The sequence below is a fragment of the Chitinophaga eiseniae genome (genome assembly GCF_012641265.1).
Classification (GTDB): Bacteria; Bacteroidota; Bacteroidia; order Chitinophagales; family Chitinophagaceae; genus Chitinophaga; species Chitinophaga eiseniae_A.
The window spans coordinates 147,755-168,422 of record NZ_JABAHZ010000006.1; the positions used below are offsets into that span (position 1 = coordinate 147,755).

The 20,668-nt window shown below is 48.0% G+C and carries 18 protein-coding genes; 4 read left to right on the forward strand and 14 right to left on the reverse strand.

Features of this window, described 5'->3' with window-relative positions:
* Nucleotides 1-20: 20 nt before the first annotated feature.
* The 8 genes from HGH91_RS22770 to HGH91_RS22805 all read right to left on the reverse strand — a co-directional run bounded on the left by HGH91_RS22770 (nt 21) and on the right by HGH91_RS22805 (nt 9,780).
* Nucleotides 21-428 carry a DsrE family protein gene (locus HGH91_RS22770; protein WP_168741102.1) on the reverse strand — a complete coding sequence of 136 codons (408 nt, stop codon included), beginning with the start codon at nt 426-428 and terminating at the stop codon, nt 21-23.
* A gap of 35 nt (nt 429-463) precedes the next feature.
* Nucleotides 464-1,465, reverse strand: coding sequence for a c-type cytochrome (locus HGH91_RS22775; RefSeq protein WP_247651819.1), 1,002 nt, complete (start codon nt 1,463-1,465; stop codon nt 464-466).
* A complete protein-coding gene (locus HGH91_RS22780; protein ID WP_168741103.1) occupies nt 1,462-2,163 on the reverse strand; it encodes a hypothetical protein in 702 nt (233 codons plus the stop codon). The genes HGH91_RS22775 and HGH91_RS22780 overlap by 4 nt, the downstream gene beginning before the upstream one ends.
* A gap of 264 nt (nt 2,164-2,427) precedes the next feature.
* Nucleotides 2,428-3,240, reverse strand: a complete 813-nt coding sequence (locus tag HGH91_RS22785; protein ID WP_168741104.1) for a helix-turn-helix domain-containing protein — start codon at nt 3,238-3,240, stop codon at nt 2,428-2,430.
* 93 nt (nt 3,241-3,333) lie between these two features.
* On the reverse strand, nt 3,334-4,317 hold the full coding sequence (locus HGH91_RS22790; protein ID WP_168741105.1) for a hypothetical protein: 984 nt from the start codon (nt 4,315-4,317) through the stop codon (nt 3,334-3,336).
* A 65-nt stretch (nt 4,318-4,382) separates the two neighbouring features.
* A complete protein-coding gene (locus tag HGH91_RS22795) occupies nt 4,383-5,918 on the reverse strand; it encodes a hypothetical protein (protein ID WP_168741106.1) in 1,536 nt (511 codons plus the stop codon).
* A 40-nt stretch (nt 5,919-5,958) separates the two neighbouring features.
* On the reverse strand, nt 5,959-8,727 hold the full coding sequence (locus HGH91_RS22800; RefSeq protein WP_168741107.1) for a TonB-dependent receptor: 2,769 nt from the start codon (nt 8,725-8,727) through the stop codon (nt 5,959-5,961).
* A gap of 471 nt (nt 8,728-9,198) precedes the next feature.
* The gene (locus HGH91_RS22805) at nt 9,199-9,780 is read right to left on the reverse strand and encodes an RNA polymerase sigma factor (RefSeq protein WP_168741108.1); all 582 of its coding nucleotides are present in this window, start codon (nt 9,778-9,780) and stop codon (nt 9,199-9,201) included.
* A 268-nt stretch (nt 9,781-10,048) separates the two neighbouring features.
* Here HGH91_RS22805 and HGH91_RS22810 point away from each other — a divergent pair, with 268 nt between their 5' ends.
* Nucleotides 10,049-12,664 carry a putative LPS assembly protein LptD gene (locus HGH91_RS22810; RefSeq protein WP_168741109.1) on the forward strand — a complete coding sequence of 872 codons (2,616 nt, stop codon included), beginning with the start codon at nt 10,049-10,051 and terminating at the stop codon, nt 12,662-12,664.
* Between the two features lie 6 nt (nt 12,665-12,670).
* Here HGH91_RS22810 and HGH91_RS22815 read toward each other — a convergent pair whose 3' ends face one another.
* On the reverse strand, nt 12,671-14,146 hold the full coding sequence (locus HGH91_RS22815; protein ID WP_168741110.1) for a PLP-dependent aminotransferase family protein: 1,476 nt from the start codon (nt 14,144-14,146) through the stop codon (nt 12,671-12,673).
* A gap of 76 nt (nt 14,147-14,222) precedes the next feature.
* On the opposite strand from HGH91_RS22815, the gene HGH91_RS22820 reads away from it, so the two are divergent.
* Both HGH91_RS22820 and HGH91_RS22825 read left to right on the forward strand, forming a co-directional pair.
* On the forward strand, nt 14,223-14,666 hold the full coding sequence (locus tag HGH91_RS22820) for a carboxymuconolactone decarboxylase family protein (protein WP_247651820.1): 444 nt from the start codon (nt 14,223-14,225) through the stop codon (nt 14,664-14,666).
* 12 nt (nt 14,667-14,678) lie between these two features.
* Nucleotides 14,679-15,116, forward strand: a complete 438-nt coding sequence (locus HGH91_RS22825) for a GNAT family N-acetyltransferase (protein WP_168741111.1) — start codon at nt 14,679-14,681, stop codon at nt 15,114-15,116.
* 42 nt (nt 15,117-15,158) lie between these two features.
* Here the strand turns inward: HGH91_RS22825 and HGH91_RS22830 are convergent, their stop codons facing one another.
* The 3 genes from HGH91_RS22830 to HGH91_RS22840 all read right to left on the reverse strand — a co-directional run bounded on the left by HGH91_RS22830 (nt 15,159) and on the right by HGH91_RS22840 (nt 17,223).
* On the reverse strand, nt 15,159-15,725 hold the full coding sequence (locus HGH91_RS22830) for a YceI family protein (RefSeq protein ID WP_168741112.1): 567 nt from the start codon (nt 15,723-15,725) through the stop codon (nt 15,159-15,161).
* A 100-nt stretch (nt 15,726-15,825) separates the two neighbouring features.
* A complete protein-coding gene (locus HGH91_RS22835) occupies nt 15,826-16,254 on the reverse strand; it encodes an SRPBCC domain-containing protein (protein WP_168741113.1) in 429 nt (142 codons plus the stop codon).
* Between the two features lie 57 nt (nt 16,255-16,311).
* Nucleotides 16,312-17,223: a helix-turn-helix domain-containing protein gene (locus tag HGH91_RS22840; RefSeq protein ID WP_168741114.1), complete on the reverse strand. Its 912-nt coding sequence runs from the start codon at nt 17,221-17,223 to the stop codon at nt 16,312-16,314.
* A gap of 161 nt (nt 17,224-17,384) precedes the next feature.
* Here HGH91_RS22840 and HGH91_RS22845 point away from each other — a divergent pair, with 161 nt between their 5' ends.
* Nucleotides 17,385-18,371: an aldo/keto reductase gene (locus HGH91_RS22845; RefSeq protein WP_168741115.1), complete on the forward strand. Its 987-nt coding sequence runs from the start codon at nt 17,385-17,387 to the stop codon at nt 18,369-18,371.
* Here HGH91_RS22845 and HGH91_RS22850 read toward each other — a convergent pair.
* Nucleotides 18,368-19,810, reverse strand: coding sequence for an arylsulfatase (locus HGH91_RS22850; RefSeq protein ID WP_247651821.1), 1,443 nt, complete (start codon nt 19,808-19,810; stop codon nt 18,368-18,370). The genes HGH91_RS22845 and HGH91_RS22850 overlap by 4 nt on opposite strands.
* A gap of 63 nt (nt 19,811-19,873) precedes the next feature.
* The gene (locus HGH91_RS22855; RefSeq protein WP_168741116.1) at nt 19,874-20,587 is read right to left on the reverse strand and encodes an ABC transporter ATP-binding protein; all 714 of its coding nucleotides are present in this window, start codon (nt 20,585-20,587) and stop codon (nt 19,874-19,876) included.
* Nucleotides 20,588-20,668 lie beyond the last annotated feature (81 nt).

Below are 20,668 nucleotides of genomic sequence, written 5' to 3' on the forward strand. Positions count from 1 at the left end.
CCTGTTCAGTTCCGGACAGGTTACTGCGCCACTTTTATATACCCCCAACCCTGTCTTTGCCGGGTGAGAATTTCATAAATGGCATCCGGTACCATTTCCACACCGGGTATTAGTTGAGATGCATCTTTATTATTTCTTTTCATGGTCATGCCACAAACTTTCACCGCCACTTTTTTATTGATTAGGTCTGTAAGGCCGGGTGCAATTTTAGATTTATCTTTCAATACCATATCCAATGCTTCTCCATATACCGCCACTTCCAATTGTGCATCGGGATTGGCTTTCATGATACTGCTAGCCTGGCGTACCACAGCATTTTGATCATCCATATTCTTACTGGTAATATCAAATATTATTTTGTAGTCGCTTTGTGCGTATAACAATATACTTCCAAATGAAAGTGCTACTATTAACAACAGTTTTTTCATGATCATATTTTTTCGGTGAAGAATAAACCCTGATACTATTTCTTGCGTGATTGCCCCTGGTGTGCCAGTACAATAGGATTAAAGGGACCGTATTTATGTTGTGATACCGGAAAAGTATCGGTGAAGGGGCCAAAGGGATGATCGGGCGGCTTAGAGCCTATATCCGGCCAGTCCGCGGGAAACGCTTTCACCGGGCGTGGCTGCGAATTCACAAACGCCGCTACATCCCAGGCCTCTTCATCGCTGAGTTGTATGTTGCTATAATCTGTCCCGAAAGGCATATTATATTTTACATACCCGGCAAACCTCGACAGGCGGTAAATTCCTGCTCCGGTATTATAGCTCTTTGCTCCCCACAACGGGGGATACAGGAATTCAGCGTTGTCGGGCCTCATCATGCCACCGCCATTAATACCATGACAACGCTGGCATTTCTGTTGAAACACCTGTCGGCCGGCAGCGGTATCTGCACTTCTTGCCAGGTAGGGTATCTCGTTTATACCACTTCCCGGCGGCCGGTGTCCTTTAGGAATATCCTTTCCCAGCCAGTGTATGTAGGCAACAATTGCTTTTAACTCCCGGCTGCCGGAATCCAGTGCCTGGCCGTTCAGGCTCCGGATAAAGCAGTCGTTCACCCTTTTTTCAACAGATTCCATGCCGCCACTCCTCGCTCTGTACTTGGGGTAGGTGCTGGCAGTACTGCCATAGTTATTGCCCCAGGGCTGGGTACCCGCGCGCAGGTGGCAGTTCTGGCAATTCATGCCATTGCTGATACTGGCCACGGAACCATTAGGCCCCAGGTAAACAGCAGTATGCACAATAAGCTCCCGCCCATACCGGATCAGATCACCGTCTGCTGTAGGGGGAATGGTAGCAGTATCCGGGGCTATCCACACTATCGTGCCCGCCCGTTGTTTTTCGCGTGGCCTATTGCTTCCGTAAAAAAAATGTTTGATCACCATAAACAGCAGTCCGGCAAACAACACAATTTCCAGCGCATGAAGCATCGGCCTGGTTTGCAATGGCATACGTTTCATCCTCCATAGCAATAAGCACATTTCTTTTCCTGAGCCCGGCCTACCGCCCAAACGCCGGAAGGCACTACCTGGATACCTGGTAAAACGCCATCCATCCATTCCTTTTTCACAACAGCAGGATCGAGGGACATTTGTTGTGCAGCTACTGCACTATATACCGTCATCGCCATATTACATACACAGAACATCACACCACTGGCCTGTAATTCATTAATACCAATGGCTACGTTACCTATACCAGGTACGCTGAAGTCGCCGGCCTTAGGTTCCCAAAACGGGTTCCTGGTGGAAGCTGCCTTGGTGAGCGGGTCATCCGCTTTGAACATCTCACCAAAATGGTATTTTTCCCACAGCTCACTTTTCATGGCGTAGGGAATACTGGCATGCCGCAATACCACCACTACCCCGCAATCTTTTTCCGGCGTACCGGTGGCACTATTGGTTAATAAAAATACCCGGGGCCAGGCAAACGGAAATATTTCGTTGGGGCGTACTACGTCCATCACCATCCGGTGTTTGCCCTTGATTTTATTCATCCAGGCATCGGCGGTGTTAGTGGTCATTTTCATATGCTCCTGGGGCATGGCCGCGTGCAGGTCAAAAGGAACCATGGCCGGTATACCCAGGATAGTGGCGCCCGCAATGATTTTGCCGAGAAAATCCCGACGGTTGGTGGCTCCATTTTCATTGTCGTTCATACGTTGGAAGTTTAGATGAACAGAAAGAACAGATTTGCTCATGGCACAAGCAGCTACCGCTGTGCCCATTGTGATCAGGCCAGTACATTTAATTAGAAACCGGTAGCTTTTCAGGGATTGGTCAAAAATATCAGCGATGTGTTTTCGACCTCGTTAATGTGGAAACAGGTTGATATACATCGATTCACCACGTTAACATGAGAAGTATAAGTGGCATAAAAGTACCAAAATTAGGAAGGGGGTAATCGGAAAAAAGTGACATTTTTATAATCCCATTGCCTGCTCCAGGTCACTGCGAAAACCGGGGTATTCATGAGGTAAACAATGCGTAAAGTATCTGAACTCGTTGATAAAATGTGTTTGATCACTGTAACCAAACTTCTGTGCCAACAGGCTCCACTGAGGAAACCGCTCCCGCTCAATGTACTCAATGGTTTTACGGAAGCGCACTACCCGGCAAAACATTTTAAGATGAAGCCCGGTTTGTTCCAGGAAATTTCTTTCCAGTGTACGCTTCGTCATAAACACACCGGCCTCCAACTGCCGGATGGAGATATTACCATCTGCCGCAAAGATCAGCCGGATGGCCTCATCTATATTCCTGGCATACTTCTTTTCCCTCCACAACTGCTGCAGTAAAAAAGCTTCCAGTATACGCACCTGTTGCTCTTCATTTACACCTGCTTTTAGCCGGGTGCTCATCTCTGCCACCTGTGGCCCGAGTATTACCGATAAATCGCCGCTTTTATTACAGAATGGCTGGGAAGATATCCTGAACAATTTATACCAGGCGCCGGGCTTCAGGTTGGTTACCAACTGCTTAAAACCGGACATAATACGCAGTTCGCATACATCATGGTTGGGGCCTGTAATACTGCTGGCGGCAGGGTATTCCTGGTGAGTGATATCATATACCGCCTGGGGCGTACCTATGTTGAATGTGAGACTTTGCATCACATGAGGCAGCACCACCATTTCCCGAAAACCTGTTTCCTGGAAATCGCTCTCCAGTACCAGGTAAGAAACGATGTAGTCCTGTAGCAACCTATGGGGTTGAAAAGATTGCACCTTGAACATACACTGGCTTTTTGAAGTACGCCCCAAAGGTCCTGAAATTTCTCCAGCTTTACTCGTTTTCAGGCAAATAAGCTACCCGGCACTTCCGTATATTTATTTTCTTTTATAAAACGACAAGGCTACCTTTTCGCCCGGGTACTTCTTAATTTCTGAATCGGTAATATAACCGCTGCCATCAGCGGCAAAGCCAATGCCTTCTCCCTGTCTTTCGTTGCGGGCATAAGGCGCATCCTGGGGCTTGCGCAGCAAGGCGGCCCAGATGGCTTCACCAGGTTGTCGCTTCCAATACCAGATCTGCCCGGTATTACGCAGGAGGATTTCTGTACCATCTGCTGAGATATCACCGGCTGTAAGATGATCAAAAGGTAGTTTATCCAGCGCCACCAGCGTAGTTTTAGCAGTGGTAGATTGTGGATAGCGGGCTACATATAAAGTACTGGTACCCACTTCCTTGGTAGCAATATATAAATCGTTGTTCAGCGGGTCCAGCAGCAGGGTTTCGGCATTCACAGCGCCATGCGGGTATACCAGCTCTATTTTATCCACGGCGGTAATGTGGATAACCGTATTGGCATTAGCAGCGGATAAATCCGGTTCGGGGAAACGGTATACATATACACTGTGGTAGGCGGCATCATTATCCCCGATTTCAGCTACATAGATATATTGCTTTCCTTTTTCCGGCCCCGGTCCGGTAGCAATATCTTCCCAGTCGCGGTTAACGATGCCATCCAGTACCAGGGTGCCCTTATTAGCGCCTTTGCTGTCGGTTATGTATACTTCATTGGAATTACCACTGTCTTCATGTACGTACAACAATCCCGGGTACACATGACTGGCTGCTACGCCCGACAATTCCTCGTAGTCCTGGCGCTCCGTCACCACTACCTGTGGCGTGGTTATAAACAGGGTACAGGGACTAAGGAATGCCAGATCATAGTTGGCGGTTTTCACAGTATCCACTACTACTGCAGTGGTATCTTTGGGTGGGTTAGTTACCGTGTTGCTATCCTTACCGCAAGCCGCTGTTAAGGCCGCCATCCCGGATAGTAACAGGCAGGTGTAAACGCAGTTCATCTTTTCAAAATTAAAACGAAAAAGGACGTACAAAGACGTCCTTTTTCCTGTGCCAGGTATAGGAATTAATAGGTATGTTGATTACCGGTGTTATCTGTCGGGAATGCACCCAGGTCTTTATTGGGGCCTGTAATGTTAGCACCAAAAGTGCCACCGGCTTTTACTACTTTCATCGGAATCCCGTATTGAGTCAGCAGCGGAGCACTTGGCTTCACCGGGATAGCGTTTTTGCCGGTACCGCCAGCGTATACGCCGGCGCCAATGGCTGGAGAACTGGATTTCAGGTGGAAGTCGGCGCCCGCAGGAATCTGGTAGATACGGTAATTAGTGCCTAAGCTCATAGCCGCCATATCATAGTTAATAAACTGGGGATCGTACTTCAGCGAATCATTCGGATTATTGGTACCTGCGTTGGTACCGTCGGCAGCGATAGGCCCATTGGTGTAACCATTCAGGTCGTTGCTCTGCTTCAGGGTAAACTGGTTAGCTTCAATAAATACCATGTATTGTTGAGCGCCTCCCATTGGATAACCTCTGCCAATAGCGGTCAGGTTATTGTTGTACAGGGTATTGAGGGTATCGCTGGGCTTACCTTTTTCTGAGTGGAAAGATATTCTCAAACCTGCTTTACAGTTAACGATAATATTGTTGAAGATATAACCACCAGCGTTGGTTTCAGTATTGATAGAACCATTGCGCGTTGCTTTGGTTTGTCTGAAACCACAGTTTACTACGGTATTGTTGTAGATGTTTACCATACAGCTTTTACCGGTAGACCCTGAAGTTTTCAGACCATTGGTAGCAATACCATAAGTAAAGTTATACGCCATATCACCAATTACACCGTCTTTAATGTTAACGGATTCGCCACCGGTGGCACCCATTTTGGTGAAGGTGTTACGCATCAGGCTCATGTATACGTTATTTGGACGGATACCATCATCTTTAGCGCCGTAGAACCAGGAATCTTCTACAATCAGGCTGCCGAGCGTGCTGCCTTTACTATTCATGAAAATAGTAAAACGGGCATCACCGGGAGTAGCGCCATAATCAGCAGCATTAGCCCCCCAGGCACCGCCAGTATATTCTACGTGCGTCCAGCGGAGCAACAGCAATTGAGCATTGGCACCGCACTGGAAACCACCCCAGTAGCCTTTGAAAGCAGGGTCGTTGGCAGCATCATCTTTATACGTAGCATCTGATTTCTTTACAGTGGCAGTTTCATATACGGTAAACCAGTTTTGTGCATCCTTAGTACCATCACTTACCAGTGTACCGTTTACCAGAAACGCGGGGCTGGTTTGCGGGCTTTTACCATCACCATGAATCAATACCTTCACACCTGGCTGCAGGTAAAGGGTGTCGCCTTCGTTAATGGTTACATCAGACATGATATGATAGGTTTTACCAGCCAGCATTGTACCTTTCAATGGAATTGCATTACCATTGGCATCCAGCTTTGGCAACGTGGTATCACTGATGGTTTGTCCAACGATTACCAGTGGCTTGGAAATTTCTACATGCTCACTACTCTTTTTACAAGAGATGATGGAGAGCGCTGTCAGGGCAATCAGACCACTTTTAAAGAAGATCTTTTTCATAGTTTTCGCTTGAAAATTTAAAAGATGTTATTGAATTATATTAAAGGACAAATCGTACGCCGAGTTGATAGTTCTGACCGTATACATCTTTCTGCGCGAGTGTTTCGCTACCTTTTTGCTGAAAAGGGATCAATGCCTGATTATCCGCCACGGATTTGATATACACCTGGTAAGGTGTATTCAACAGGTTCTGTATTTTGGCAAATACTACAAAGTGCTTATCCAGTTTCTTTTCTGCAGAGATATCAAACAGGTTCATATCTTTTTGCCAATAGTCCATGCCATAATAAGGAGATACCAATACAATACGTTTACCGGTGAACTGCCATGCCAGCTGCATATCGAGCCCCAGTACAGGGTTCTTGTACAACAAGGATACGTTGGCTATATGCGCTGATTGCCCCTGTAGTGGCCGTTTTTCCAATGGCGCCGGATCGACGTAAATACGGTTAAACGTTTTCAGCTTAGATGTTTCGATAGAGGAGTTGGTATATGTATAATTTCCACGGATACCGAAGTTGCGGATATATTTTTCGTATACCAGTTCAAAACCAAAGTTGGTGGCATCGCCGAAGTTACTTGGCTGATATACCAATTGACTTTGTACACCGGTTTGTGAAAACCCGTACTCAATCGGGTTTTGGATATTCTTGTAAAAGGCGCCGATCAACAGCTGTTCATCTGGCTTAGGAAAGAATTCGTAACGGAAATCAAAGTTATTGGCGGTAGTATGCTTCAGCATTGGATTACCTCTTTCATCCCATTCGTCGCCGGTAAAGTTGTAAGGCACAATCTCAAAATAACCCGGGCGGCTAATGGAACTGAAATAAGACAAACGCAGGTTGGTCCGGCTATTGAGCAGGTATTTCAAATGCACGCTGGGCAACACATCGGTATAATTAATGGATCCCGTTTTTCCAGCCTGGGTGGGAGGTACATCAGTATCAAACTGCTGATCTGTATTCTCTGCGCGCACCCCTACAATCGCTTCCAGTTTCCGTATGGTAACCTTCACCATACCATATCCAGCGGCTACATTTTCATCAGCGCGGTAATTGTTTGCCTCCGCTGGGGAACCGGCAGGATTAATCACACCCCACTTAAAATGATAGATATCTACCCATTGCTGCAAGCCGGAACCATCGGCCACATTATCCATGTTATAATTCTGGTAGAAATTATCCCGGTGTTTGGCGCGATACATACCGCCCAATGAAAATTTAAATGGCAGATCTGCAATAGTAGCATAGTAAGCGGCATTGGCATAACCGGCATAATCGCGGTCATTATTTTTCCACCAGGTACGGTTGTAACGCTGTACAATATTAGGGTGCAGGTAAGGATCTTTCTGCGTGCCATCAGCGTAAAATCCGCCATCATAGCCATATTCAGTCAGATCAGGTATGCGATTGGCAGCTTTGGCATATACACCAGACCAGTTTAACTGCAAATGCTGTGATAATAACCAATGTTCCCCTTGCAGGGTAGTACTGTTGATCGATTGATGCTGATATTTGGAACGGAACTTATACCACACCTGTCCGGTACCAGGGCCTGTACGAGGGGTATATGGCAATGTATCACGGCCTATTCGTGCCTGTGCTTCTTCGAGTATAGCCGTGAAAGAATATAAACTGATTTTATTGTTTTCATTAAAGCGGTAATCTACTTTGGCATTCAATCCTGTCCGCGTAATGGCAGTAGAATAATCACGTTGGTAAGCATGCTTGATAAACAGGTAACCATCGGCATTATCCCTGTCGGTATATTCACCCGGGTTAAAAATGCTGTGATAACCTTTATACGTGTGCTGATAAGATGCGCCCAGCATAATACCCAGCTTATTATTAAAAAACCGGTTACCCACCGATAAGCTACCAATAGCATTGGGCGTAAAATACTTCTTCGTATAATTTAGGTTGTCGCGTGTAAAATCATCTGGCTGCGCCTGGTAATTAGGGCCATGCATTTCATAGGGCGACTGTTTGTTGATAGCGCCGGTCGGAAAATAATCGAATGGGCGTTCCAACAGTGTTTGGCTATAACCTGTAGACAGGCTACCATTAAGGTATAGTCGGTCAGGCGCATTCTTCATCACCATATTCACCGTACCACCAATGGCGTCGCCTTCCATATCCGGCGTGAGTGTTTTGTTTACTTCTACCCTTTCCACCAGGTCGGCCGGGAAAATATCCAGCGGCACATACCTGTTCTTGTTATCAGGGCTGGGTATCTTTACACCATTGATCAGGGTGTAGTTATACCGCTGATCCATCCCCCGGATAATCGCATAGCGGCCATCTCCACTGCTGCTTCTCTCTAATGATACACCAGATACGCGCTGTAATACGTTGGCAATAGTAATATCAGGCGATAGTTGTATAGCTTTGGCTGAAACAATGTTCATCACATTACCCGCCAGCATCTCTGCTTTCTTCGCAGCCTGCGATGATTCTGCATTGCGTTTGGTATTGATATTAACTGTTTTCAGGTCTCTTGCATTGCTGTTCAATAGCAGCCCGATGAATACATTAGAAGTAAGATGTATGGTGGTATCCAGCGTCTTGTATCCCACATAAGACACCTGCAAATGATAAGTGCCCGCAGGTAACTTATCTATGCTAAACGTACCATCCAGCCTGGCGCCACCGGCACGTTTCAGCGCTGCGATACGAATAGTGGCCCCTGGTAACTGTTCTTTGGTTTGCGCATCCAGGATGCTTCCTTTCAGGGTAATATCAGCCTGCTGGCTGAAGACGGTTGATATACTGCAAAAAAGTAAAATGGAGATGAGTATCGTTCTTATCATCCGGTAGAATTTCTGCAAAGGAAATTTGAATTCTTTTCAGATGACAGGGACGATAATGATATTAATGGAAAGGTAATTATAAGGTAATAATTAGTTAATAACCGGTACTCTGGAACAGCGTAGAAAACGGTGTGGCAAAAGGCAAGATAACCGTATTAGCAGATAATCTGTAATCATTCTGGAGAGATTCTGTACTGGAAACTAATCAAGTGTTGGGAATATTTTGTTGTAGGTAGCATTTACTGTTACTTCCCTCTCGGATGCCCAACAGCATAAAAAAAGGTATAAATACGTATTTAAAAACTTACGCACTTATCCCCTTGATAACGAATAATATTAGATGGACATTTGTACCCGGAAGCAAGCGCCGTTACATTCCGGTACGTTCCCCAAAAAAGACCACCAATACACTCCCATTGCCCGTTCCCCAAAAGCGCTTGCTTCCTTTTACGGCTCAACAGGCCACACCGCTCAGTCTTTTTTCTTCAGGATATATAGTAACACCAACAGGGTAAAATCTCCTACTTTTTCCCGTAAACGCTCCAGGGCATGATAAATCAGCTTACAGGTACCGGTGATATTCATGTGCATGATCTCCGCAATCTGCTCGTACGACAGGCCCTCATAGTACTTCAGGAAGGCTGCTTCCCGCTGCCGGTTACTCAGGATACCCATTAAAGTGCTGATCTTACTCCGTAGCATCGCCATGCGCTCCTTCCCCACCAAAGGATGTTCTCCGGTTACCTCTACATGGAAGGGTATATGCTCTCCGGCAAATTCGTCCTCATGCCGGCAAGGCACTTCCAGGCGGCGCAACAGGATACGGCGGAACGATTGATACAGGTACTGCTTTACCACCAGGGGACTGGTAATTCCTTCCCGGTTCTGCCAAAGCTTGCGGAAAAGGTCCTGCAGGCTCTCTTCTACACAAACATTGTCGGGAGTAAATCTGAATCCATAATTGGAGAGCGGGGTATAATATTGTTCGTACAATCCTTCTAACGCTTTTACATCCCCTTCTTTATAAGAGTACCATAATTCGTTATCATGCATAACGTTGGAGTTAATTGAGGACAACCAAGATACGCCAAAAATCATTGCCGGCAAAATGAAGTATACAACCGGCTCCCGCATATCCCTAACGATCCCCAAAAAAAGTTAACTTTTCTTTACCAACTACAATACCCCCGCTACCATCACCGCTTTCACCCCTTGCTTGCCCCGAAATCCCTTATTACTATCCTTTTGGTAAGTGCGTATCAAGACAAACTCAGCTATTCCGGTACTATTTTCGCGCCACGGACGCCATCCAATAACATACATGAGATTTATTTGCCAGCTTCTTTCAGGGTTCCTGATTGTCTTCCTGCTTATCGCAGCAGGCAGGCCCAACACCATTATGGCACGTTTGCCAATGACCACCGCAGATACCCTGCCGCCTGATACCCTGCCCCGGGCATCGAAAGATAGCATAGACGCACCCATACATTATAAGGCAAAAGACTCTATCGTGATGCTGGTACCCGACAAACGCATGCTCCTGTATGGCAACACCGACACGAAATACAAAAATACCAGCATCACAGCCGAACGCATGCTGGTAGACCAGCAAACCGGTTTGGTAGAAGCCACCAAATGGAAAGACACCGCCGGGAAACCCATAGGCCTTCCCGTTATGACCGACAACGGACAGAGCTTCGAATCCGATACCATCCAGTTTAACATCGGTACCCGCAAAGCCAAAATTTACCATACCCGCTCTAAATATGGAGAAGCTTACGTGGGCAGCCAGCAGGCCAAGCACATGACGGATAATACCATCTTCGGCTTTAAAAATACCTTTACCACCTGCGATCTCGATACGCCGCACTTTCAATTCCGTGCCCGGAAAATAAAAATCATCCCCGATAAACTGGTGGTCTCCGGCCCGGCCAACCTGGAAATTGAGGGGATTCCCACTCCCCTCTTTATCCCCTTCGCTATTTTCCCGATTACACAGGGACAGCGCTCCGGTATCCTGCCTCCACAGTACGTGGTGAACCAGCAGAAAGGAATCGGACTGGAAAATGGCGGCTACTATCTCGGCCTGGGAGAACATTTCGATCTTACCATGCGGGGAGACGTATATTCCTATGGCAGCTGGAGCCTGACGGCCAGTCCCACCTACCGGAAAAGGTACAAATACAACGGTGGACTGAACCTCAGCTTCGCCAACACCCGCTTCGGCGATCCGGCCGTAAAGTCGGAATTCAGCACCTCCAAAGACTTCCGGGTTACCTGGAATCATAGTATGGACAGCAAAGCCCGCCCCGGCGTTAACTTTGGCGCCGCCGTTAACTTTGGAACCTCCTCCTATAACCGGTATAACGTATACGACTATAATACCCGTGTAAACAATAACATCGGATCTTCTATCACTTTCTCCAAAAGCTGGATAGGCAAGCCTTATAACCTCACGATGGGATTGAACCATTCGCAGAACCTGAGCACCCGTGATGTGTCGATTTCCTTCCCGGATGCGACTTTCACCGTGAATACCATCTATCCTTTTCAGCCGAAAGAAATGGTAGGCAAGCCTAAGTGGTATGAGAAGATAGGGATTTCCTATAATGGGGTACTGCGTAACCAGGCCAACTTCAAGGACTCACTGTTTGGTAAACAGGCCATGCTCGATGCCATGCAAACCGGTATGCAACATAGCGTGCCTATCTCTTTTTCCATCCCCGTACTTAAAACATTCACTTTATCGCCGGGGATTAACTATTCAGAATACTGGTATACCAAGAAATTTATCCGTAACTGGAATCCCAACAAACCTAACCTGGGCACGGGCGACAAGGGCGCCCTGGATACCACTTACCAGGCCGGCTTCTTTACCGCGCGCGATGTAAGCGCCAGCATGTCGTTGTCGACCGCCTTATATGGCATGTACACGTTTAACAAACATTCCAAAGTAAGGGCTATCCGCCATGTGATGCGTCCTACGCTGAGCGCCATGTACCGGCCGGATTTGTCCAGCAGCTATTACCGCCAGGTACAGTATAATAAACAGGGAGATAAAACCCCGATGTCAGATTTCGATGGGGCCATCATAGGCGTACCGAGTCCCGGAACCTTTGGCGGTATCAACTTCGGATTGGACAATAACCTGGAGATGAAGGTATTTTCCCGGAAAGACACCACAGGCAACCACGAAAAGAAAATTAAATTACTCGATGGTTTCGGTATCACCGGCAACTATAACCTGGTAGCCGACTCCTTTAAGCTGTCGACTTTCGCTATTTACGCCCGTACCAACCTGTTCGACAAACTGAATATCTCCGCCAGCGGTAACCTGGATCCTTATCAGACTGATGCCCGCGGCCGCCGGGTCGACAAACTCATCTGGCAGCAGGGCAAGATCAGCCTGGGCCGTTTAACCAACGCCAGCATCTCCCTGAGCACCTCTTTCCAGTCGAAGGACAAAAAAGGGACCGCCAAAACGCAAACGATGGACTCTATCCAAAATGCGCAAGGCAAAGACGCCGCCTATGCCGCGCAACAGCGGCAATTGGCCATGGTACGCGCTAATCCTGGCGAGTACGTGGATTTTGACATCCCCTGGCGCATAGATCTCTCCTATAGCCTCGCCTATACGAACACGATTATTCCGGATTCCGGAGGGGTGGTGAAGAGAATTACCCAATATGTTAGTTTCAACGGCGATTTTAGTCTCACGCCCAAATGGAAGATAGGTCTCAACAGCGGCTTCGACTTTACCAATATGCAGATTGCTTATACGAACATGTATATCTCGCGCGACCTGCACGATTTTAATTTATCCATCAACCTCATCCCATTTGGCACCTTCCGCCAGTTCAGCTTCACCATTGCCACTAAGGCAAGCATCCTGAAAGACCTGCGGCTCAATAGGAGCCGGCAATTTTATGACCAGTAGCCGGTCTTAGGACGCCGTATCCAAAATACTTTCCAGGATGGCCACCGCCGCCCGCAGCTCCTTGTTATTAAGGGAGGCAAAGCCAAAACGCAGCCCGTTAACGGATTTGCCTCCATAGTGATACTGCTCTCCCGACGACATGCGTAGGCCTTTGCTACGGGCTTTTTCCGCCAGTTTAATTAAGGATATTTTGGGAGAGAAGCGCAACCAGATGGCCATTCCGCCGGCAGGCGGTGTAAAAGTGACTGTCTTCCCTAATCGTTGCTGCAGTAATTCGCAGAGCAGGTCGCGCCGCTCCCGGTATATTTTATTCGACTTTTTCAGATGCCTGGCAATCGTGCCATCGGCCAGCAGGTTGGCCAGTGCCTGCTCTGCCAGGTTATCGCCCCGCAGGTCCATAAGCCGGCGCAACTCCGCCGAAGCGGCGATAAAACTGGCCGGGGCTATCATAAAGCCAATACGTATGGATAAGCCCAGCGACTTGGTAAAAGAACCGATATAAATGACGTTGCCGCCATGATCGGCGCTGGCCAGCGGTAATATGGGCGCCGAGCTGTAATGGAAGTCATAATCGTAATCGTCTTCAATCACCGGCAGTTTATATTTACGGATAATCTCCAGCAGCTTCATCCTGCGGGCGGCACTCAACGTTACCGTGGTAGGGTGATGGTGATGCGTGATCAGGTACAACATCCGGATCTTCTTCTGACTGCACAATGTTTCAATGGCATCTGCATCAATTCCTTCTTCATCTACCGGCACTCGCAACAAACGTGCACCCAGCTGCTCAAAGCACAGGTCAGCGAAGAAATAATTCGGACTACCTACAATCACATAGTCACCGGGCTTAATGATCATGGCGGCTGCCAGGTAAATAGCCATCTGCGCGCCACGGGTAATCATCACATGATCAACGGTGATATTAAGGCCACGGGTATTACTGAGGTACTTCACCATTTCTTTCCGTAAGGCAGTGGTGCCCGCAGCCTCGCCGTACATCAGCAACTTGTGATAGCGGGTGCTTTCTATCACCGAACGGCATTCCCGTACCCAGTCGGTCAGAGGGGCCAGGCGTACATCAGGGAAGCCATCGTTGATCACCAGCGGCATGCTGGCATCGGGATAAGGCGCCATCACCGGTGCTGCCGGTGGCATATGAAAGGAGAAAGCGGTGGCTTCGCCATAGGGCTGCAATACCTTGCGGAAGCTACGGGGCCGGATCACCGGCAAGTTGGTAGCCACCATCATACCTTTACGGGGCACCGGCTCCAGCCAGTCCTGGCTGATCAGCTCTTCATACGCCGCAATCACCGTTTTGCGGTGCAGGTCCAGCTGTAACGCCAGCACCCGGCTGCCGGGTAGAAACGATCCCGGCTTCAGGATACCTTCCTGTATCAGACCTATCAGCCGGTTGGCAATTTGCTGGTACACCGGCAATTTCAGCGATTTATCTGTTTGAATGAGCGTTTTAAATGGAAGCATCTGGACTACCTGTCGATTGTTATGTGGACTACTAAGATACTCCAGTCATCGCTAATTTTACACTATAATTTTAACGATGATGAAAGAACGTTTTTTAATGAAAGAGATAGATCCCGCTGCGTACACCGCTATGCTGGGATTAGAAAAATACCTGTCTGGTACCGGCATATCCCCTCTTCACCAGGAAATGATCCGTGTAAGGGCGTCCCAACTGAATGGCTGCGCCTTTTGCATTAATCAACATACACAGGATGCCCGTAAAGCCGGTGAAACTGAACAGCGCTTATACCTGCTCAGTGCCTGGAAGGAATCGCCCCAGTTCACCCCGGCGGAAAGAATTATCCTGGCGATGACGGAGGAAATCACGTTTATCAGTCGCGAAGGACTTACGGAAACCACCTACCAGCAAGCGTTAAAGGAATTTGGTTTAAAAGGTACTTCTGAGCTGATCATGGCTATCAATGTCATCAACGCCTGGAACCGTATTGGCATTTCCACACACCGGGTACCGGGTCAATAAAATAAAAGCACGATGATACCAAACATAAAAACTGCCCAGACAGACGCCGAGTTATTGGCCTGCAGTGACGTGATTTTATTCCTGCGTCCACACCTGCAGAAAGAAAATTTGCTGGCACAGTTGCGCGATATGCAACAGGAAGACTACCGCATTATTTATGTCACCGACCCGGAAGATGCGTCCAAAGTAGTGGCCTTTGCAGGCTTCCGTCACATGCATAAATTATTCAGCGGTAAAACAATTTATATAGATGATCTGGCCTGTCTGCCTGCTTACCAGGGGCGGGGCTATGCAGCAAAACTGCTGGATCATGTAAAGGAGCTGGCTAAAAAGGAAGGGTTACAGGCTGTACAACTCGATTCCGGTCACGGGCTGTTTCCGGCGCATCGCTTGTATCATCGCCAGGGATTTCATATCTCTGCCCATCACTTTACACAGAAATTGGCTTAGCGTATAACCGTTACCGGTATCTACGGGCAGGTACCGGAACGGTTATTGTTTTTTTGCCTGTACGTTTAATATAACCGTCAGCTTATCATCAATGGCGTTATCCGGGCCTACCTGGAAATCTTTACGGTTAATCACAAACTGGCCATTAAACTGGCAGCCGCCGGCCGTCATATTGGTGGTAAATGGGAAGCTGATGGTTTTGGTAATTCCTTTAATGGTTAAGGCGCCGGTAAACTGGTAGGTGTTAGGTTTCCCTGCCGCAGTAACGGAAGTAGCTACCAGTTTCATTACCGGGAACTTTGCGGTATTAAAATATTTTTCTGCCATCAGGTCGCGGTCACGTTTTCCGATGCCCGTATTAATGGTATTCACAGCTACCGTTGCCTCTATGACTGTTTCCTTCAGCTTATCCGGGTCAAAATGTATGTTACCCTTTAAGCCGGTAAAATACCCCGTTACCGTACTGCTGAAAATAAGGTGATTTACAATGGTAAATTTCACCTTAGATCCTTCATCTACCGGTACATAGTGTTGCGCCAAAAGGTGCGTGCTGCCCAGTAGTAACAGGCCGGATAACAGGAAGCGGGAAATAAATGCGGGCGTTTTCATACTACAAAGTTGACCAATTACCCTGGTATTGCCAAATCGCAACATAGCCGGTTCCCTTTGCAATAAGTTAAAGAAACCGGCCCGCAAAATAAGCTGTGCTTTATTTTCTTTCCGCAACGGACTTCAATCCCGCCAGTATATTCTTCCAGTTTTCCCGGGAATGATCACAGGTTTCCTGGTTTTCGAAGTTTGCCTGGGAAACAGTGAACCGGGTATCGTCGTGGCCATTGGCCGCAAGCTCGTATACAATAACGGCGTAATTATCCGGTATATCTTCTTTCCCGGTGCTCAGGTAACTGTACGACAATTTTTTCCCTTTTTCTACCTCCAGCACTACGCCTTTTTCTTCATAGCTTTTTCCATCCCATTCACCCGACCAGGTAACGGGGCTGCCGGTTTGCCAGTTGCTGTTCACATCTGTTCCGAAAAAGTATTCCTTAATCAACGCCTTATTGGTAATGGCTTCCCACACACGGGAAGCAGGTGCATGAATGTGGATAGATTCCGATAATTTCAATTGCTTATCCATAATACTGTGTTTTTGTTACTACAATATTAGGAGGTCCTGGATTTGAAGGATTGCATTTTACGGATTAATTCTAATCGAATTGGGAGTAACGCCAAATCTTTTCTTGAATGCATTATTGAAATGCTGGGGGCTGGCATATCCCAGCTCATAGGCTATTTCAGCGGATGTTTTTTGGGTATCGAGGAGATATTGATTGGCTAGCTGCAAACGTTGCCCCGTAAGGTATTCAAACACCGTAGTGTTGAACGTTTCCTTGAAGCCCCGCTTTAGTTTGTATTCATTCAGCCCTACCAACTGTGCAATTTCGCTCAATCCCGGCGGATTGCTCAGGCGTTCGTTGATCAGGTCGCGTACCGCGATGATCTTCTCTTTATCCGTTTTATTTTTAATGATACCATTCTTCTTATCTATCCCGTAGTTATAGGCTTCCGCAGACAGTACCAGCAATTCAATACTTTTCGATAACAGGAATAATTTCTTTAGCTGATCTGTATAACGGCAATTCAGTATTTGTCCAATTACCTGTTGTATACCCGCATCAATGCCGCCCCAGCTTTCCGACAGCAATACACTGTTGCCGGCCAATACCTGTTCGCAAAAGCGCTGCAGATGGTCATTGCCGTTTTGGGTAAAGGAGATAAACAGTTCCCGGGGAAAATCAATACCAAACGTTTCAATGGTAGAAGCTTTCGGCATCACCGTCATGTCCAGCCCATTGGAGTACATGATATTGTGGTGGCCGCCCACCAGGTCGAAAGAACGGTTGAGCTGCCGGTAAGCAAATGCGTAATCGCCTTTCAGCCCGAAGTGAAGCCGTACCACATCCCGGTCGTTGCTGGCATCAAACCCGCCGGGCTTATCGAAATGGCTGATGGTATGGGTCAGCCTGATTTCGTCACAAAGCCAGTCTGTAATGGTAGTGATACCATTGGGTGTGGTGAGCTGTCGTTGATTTTGCGGTGCCGTCATAAGTGAGATAAAATTACGAATAATACCTACCTTTAAAAAAGACCCGGGAGAGATATCTTCTTTGAAAACTACAAGTATTACTGTTGGTTTTACAATTCCATCCCCTCATACTTGTTTATTTTTGCTATATCAGATCATTATTCATAAAGGAAAAACATCTTATGAAGTACAGAACATTAGGAACTACGGATGTACAGCTATCTGCCATTGGATTGGGCTGTATGGGTATGAGCCATGCGTACGGCGTGCCCGATGATGCAGAGTCGATTGCCACCCTGGAAAAAGCCATTGAAATTGGCATCAATTTCTGGGATACGGCCGATGTGTACGGCGAAGGAGCAAATGAAGAACTCATTGCAAAGGTCCTAAAACCCAATCGGAATAAAGTTTTCATTGCTACCAAGTTTGGATTTGGATACGATGCCAACACAGGCGTGAGTGGATTTAACGGTTCGCCCGCCTATATGAGAAAAGCCGTGGAAGCCAGCTTAAAGCGCCTGCAAACCGATGTTATCGATTTGTACTATGCCCATCGTATTGACCCTAATGTACCTGTGGAAGAGATGGTAGGCGCTATGGCCGAGCTGGTAAAAGAAGGAAAGGTACGTTACCTGGGACTATCGGAAGCCTCTGCCAACACCCTGCGCAAAGCGTATGCGATACATCCTATCAGTGCCTTACAAAGTGAATATTCCCTCCTCACAAGAGGTGTGGAAAAAGACATACTCCCTGCCTGTAAAGAGCTGGGCATTACCTTCGTCCCCTTCAGCCCCCTGGCCCGTGGCCTGGTAAGCGCCGACCTGGATGTGAGTAAACTGGCAGATGATGATTTCAGGAAATTGCTGCCCCGTTACCAGGAGGAATACGCCGAAAATAACCGTAACCTGGCAGCAGGGTTCGCAGAGCTGGCCGCCGGCAAAAACTGTACAGCAGCACAATTAGCCATCGCCTGGGTACTGGCGCAGGGTGATAATATTATCCCTATTCCAGGTACTAAGCGGAGAAAATACCTGCTCGACAATGCCGGCGCGGTAGATGTACAGTTAACGGCCGCCGACCTGGAAAACCTGGAAGCGCTGCTCCGGAAATATCCTAATACCGGCGACCGCTACTCTGAACAAATGAATCGGCTGGTGGATAAAAGCTAAGGGCGCCAGAAAGGATATAAGGCCGTTTCTACATGCGCCTCTTTCATAATAGCCGCCATTTTCGCCGTAATACCGGGGTAACGGGCGGCTATGTTATTTGTTTCCGCAGGGTCTTCAGATAAGTCGTATAGCTCCACCGGACCATCGGGATGCTGTTGTGCCTTTTGGCGTACCGCCTTCCATTTACCCTGGCGAACGGCCTGCCGGCCGCCGTCTTCATGAAACTCCCAATAAAGATAGTTGTGTTGTTGCTGCCCCCTGCCACCGGTAAGCGCAGGCAATAAAGACACTCCATCCGTGGCCGGTACTGCTGGCGCATTGGCCACCTGGGCCAGTGTAGGCAGGATATCCCAGAAAGCCCCCTGGAAACTATTGATGCTACCGGCTTTTATTTTACCCGGCCAGCGGGCAATAAAAGGCTCCCGGATACCTCCTTCATACAAATCGCGCTTTACGCCTCTCAAACCGCCTGCACTGTTAAAGAAAGCAGGATCGGCGCCTCCTTCCGTATGCGGACCATTATCGCTGGTGAAAATAACCAGGGTGTTTTTATCCAGTCCCAATGCTCTTAACCGCTCCATTACCTGTCCCACATAATTGTCCAGGCGGGTAACCATGGTAGCAAAGGTAGCATGCGGATACTGCTGGGAGGCATAGCCGGGCACCGTAGCCCCGGGGCCATAATCGTTGCCTTTATAGGGCTTTTCAGCATATCTCCCCTTAAAATGACGGAAAAGACTGTCATCCGGCACTTGTAGTTCTGCATGTGGTAACGTATAGGTGAGATACAGGAAAAACGGCTGATGTTGATGATCTTCCAGGAAGCGAAGTGCCTGTGCCTGTATCAGGTCGGGAGCATAGGTTTTCATTTGTGCCAGTTGCCCATTTTCTTCCAGTACTACTTTCTGCTCATTATCCCAGAGGTGGGTAGGAAAATAACGGTGAGATTCCCGCTGGCAGTTGTAGCCATAAAACCGGTCTGTTCCATGTTTCAACGGATCGCCGGAAGAACCTACCGGACCCAGTCCCCATTTGCCGAAAATACCGGTGGCATATCCTGCCTTCTTCAATACTTCCATCACCGTTACAACGGTATCGGCTATAGGTTGTTGTCCTTCGGGCTGTACCTCCTTATTACCGCGGATATAGGTATGCCCGGTGTGCAGGCCGGTAATCAGTGAGGCGCGGGAAGGCGCACATACGGATGTACCAGCATAAAATTGGGTGAACCGCATACCCTGCTTCGCCAGCTGATCGATATGTGGCGTACTGAATTTTTGCTGCCCATAGGCGCTCAGATCACCATAGCCCAAATCATCGGCCAGTATAAATACGATATTGGGAGTAGCAGCCGGCTTTAGCTGTGCCAGCGCCGTGGAAGCGGTTAACAACGTCAGTCCTGCTGCCGGCGCCCACCTGCGGATAAATTTCATGTTCATAGTTCTCGCTGCTTATGTGTCAATAGCTGTCACTCCGTCAAAATACAAAGTATTCTTGTTTTTTCACAACAGGGGCGCGGCAGTCAGCTGTATAAATAGCTCTTCCAGGCTTTGTTGCCCGGTATGCGGAACTCCTTCGTACAACAACCGGCCTTTCCGGATAATAGCCACCTGGGTGGCCATTTTCTCTACTTCTCCCAGCAGGTGGCTGGATAAAATGATGGTTTTACCCTGCTCCTCATTTAATGTTTTCACGAGGCTGCGCATGGCGATGATGCCGCCGGGGTCCAGTCCATTCGTAGGTTCATCCAGGATCAGCAAGGCAGGATCCGGCAGCAGGGCGATGGCAATGGCTAACCGTTGCTTCATGCCCAGTGAATAAGTCTTTACTGACTGATGCGCGGCTTCCGTCAACTCCACCTGTTGCAGTACTTCCCTCATTCTTCCCTTGTGGCAGTGATAACAGAGCCGGAAGATGTCGAGGTTTTCTATGCCCGTCAAATGCCCATACAGGGAAGGTTGCTCAATCAGGGATCCTACCTGTTGCAGGATAGACACCCGGTGGGGGGTAATATCTTTACCGAAGATCCGGATATGGCCGGCCTGCAGCCGGAGCAGTCCCAGTAAGAGAAACAAGGTAGTAGTTTTACCCGCCCCGTTGGGACCGAGTATCCCATATACGCTACCAGCGGGAATTTGCAGGTTAAGATCTTCCAGCACTTTGTGCCGGCCAAAAGTATGATGCAGGTGTTTAATTTCAGCAATGAGGGCAGACATGTGACCAGGCATTTTTTGTGATCGTAAAGCTGCCGATTATACCCGATGTGTAGCAAAGGTATTCAACCAGATGGGCGATTG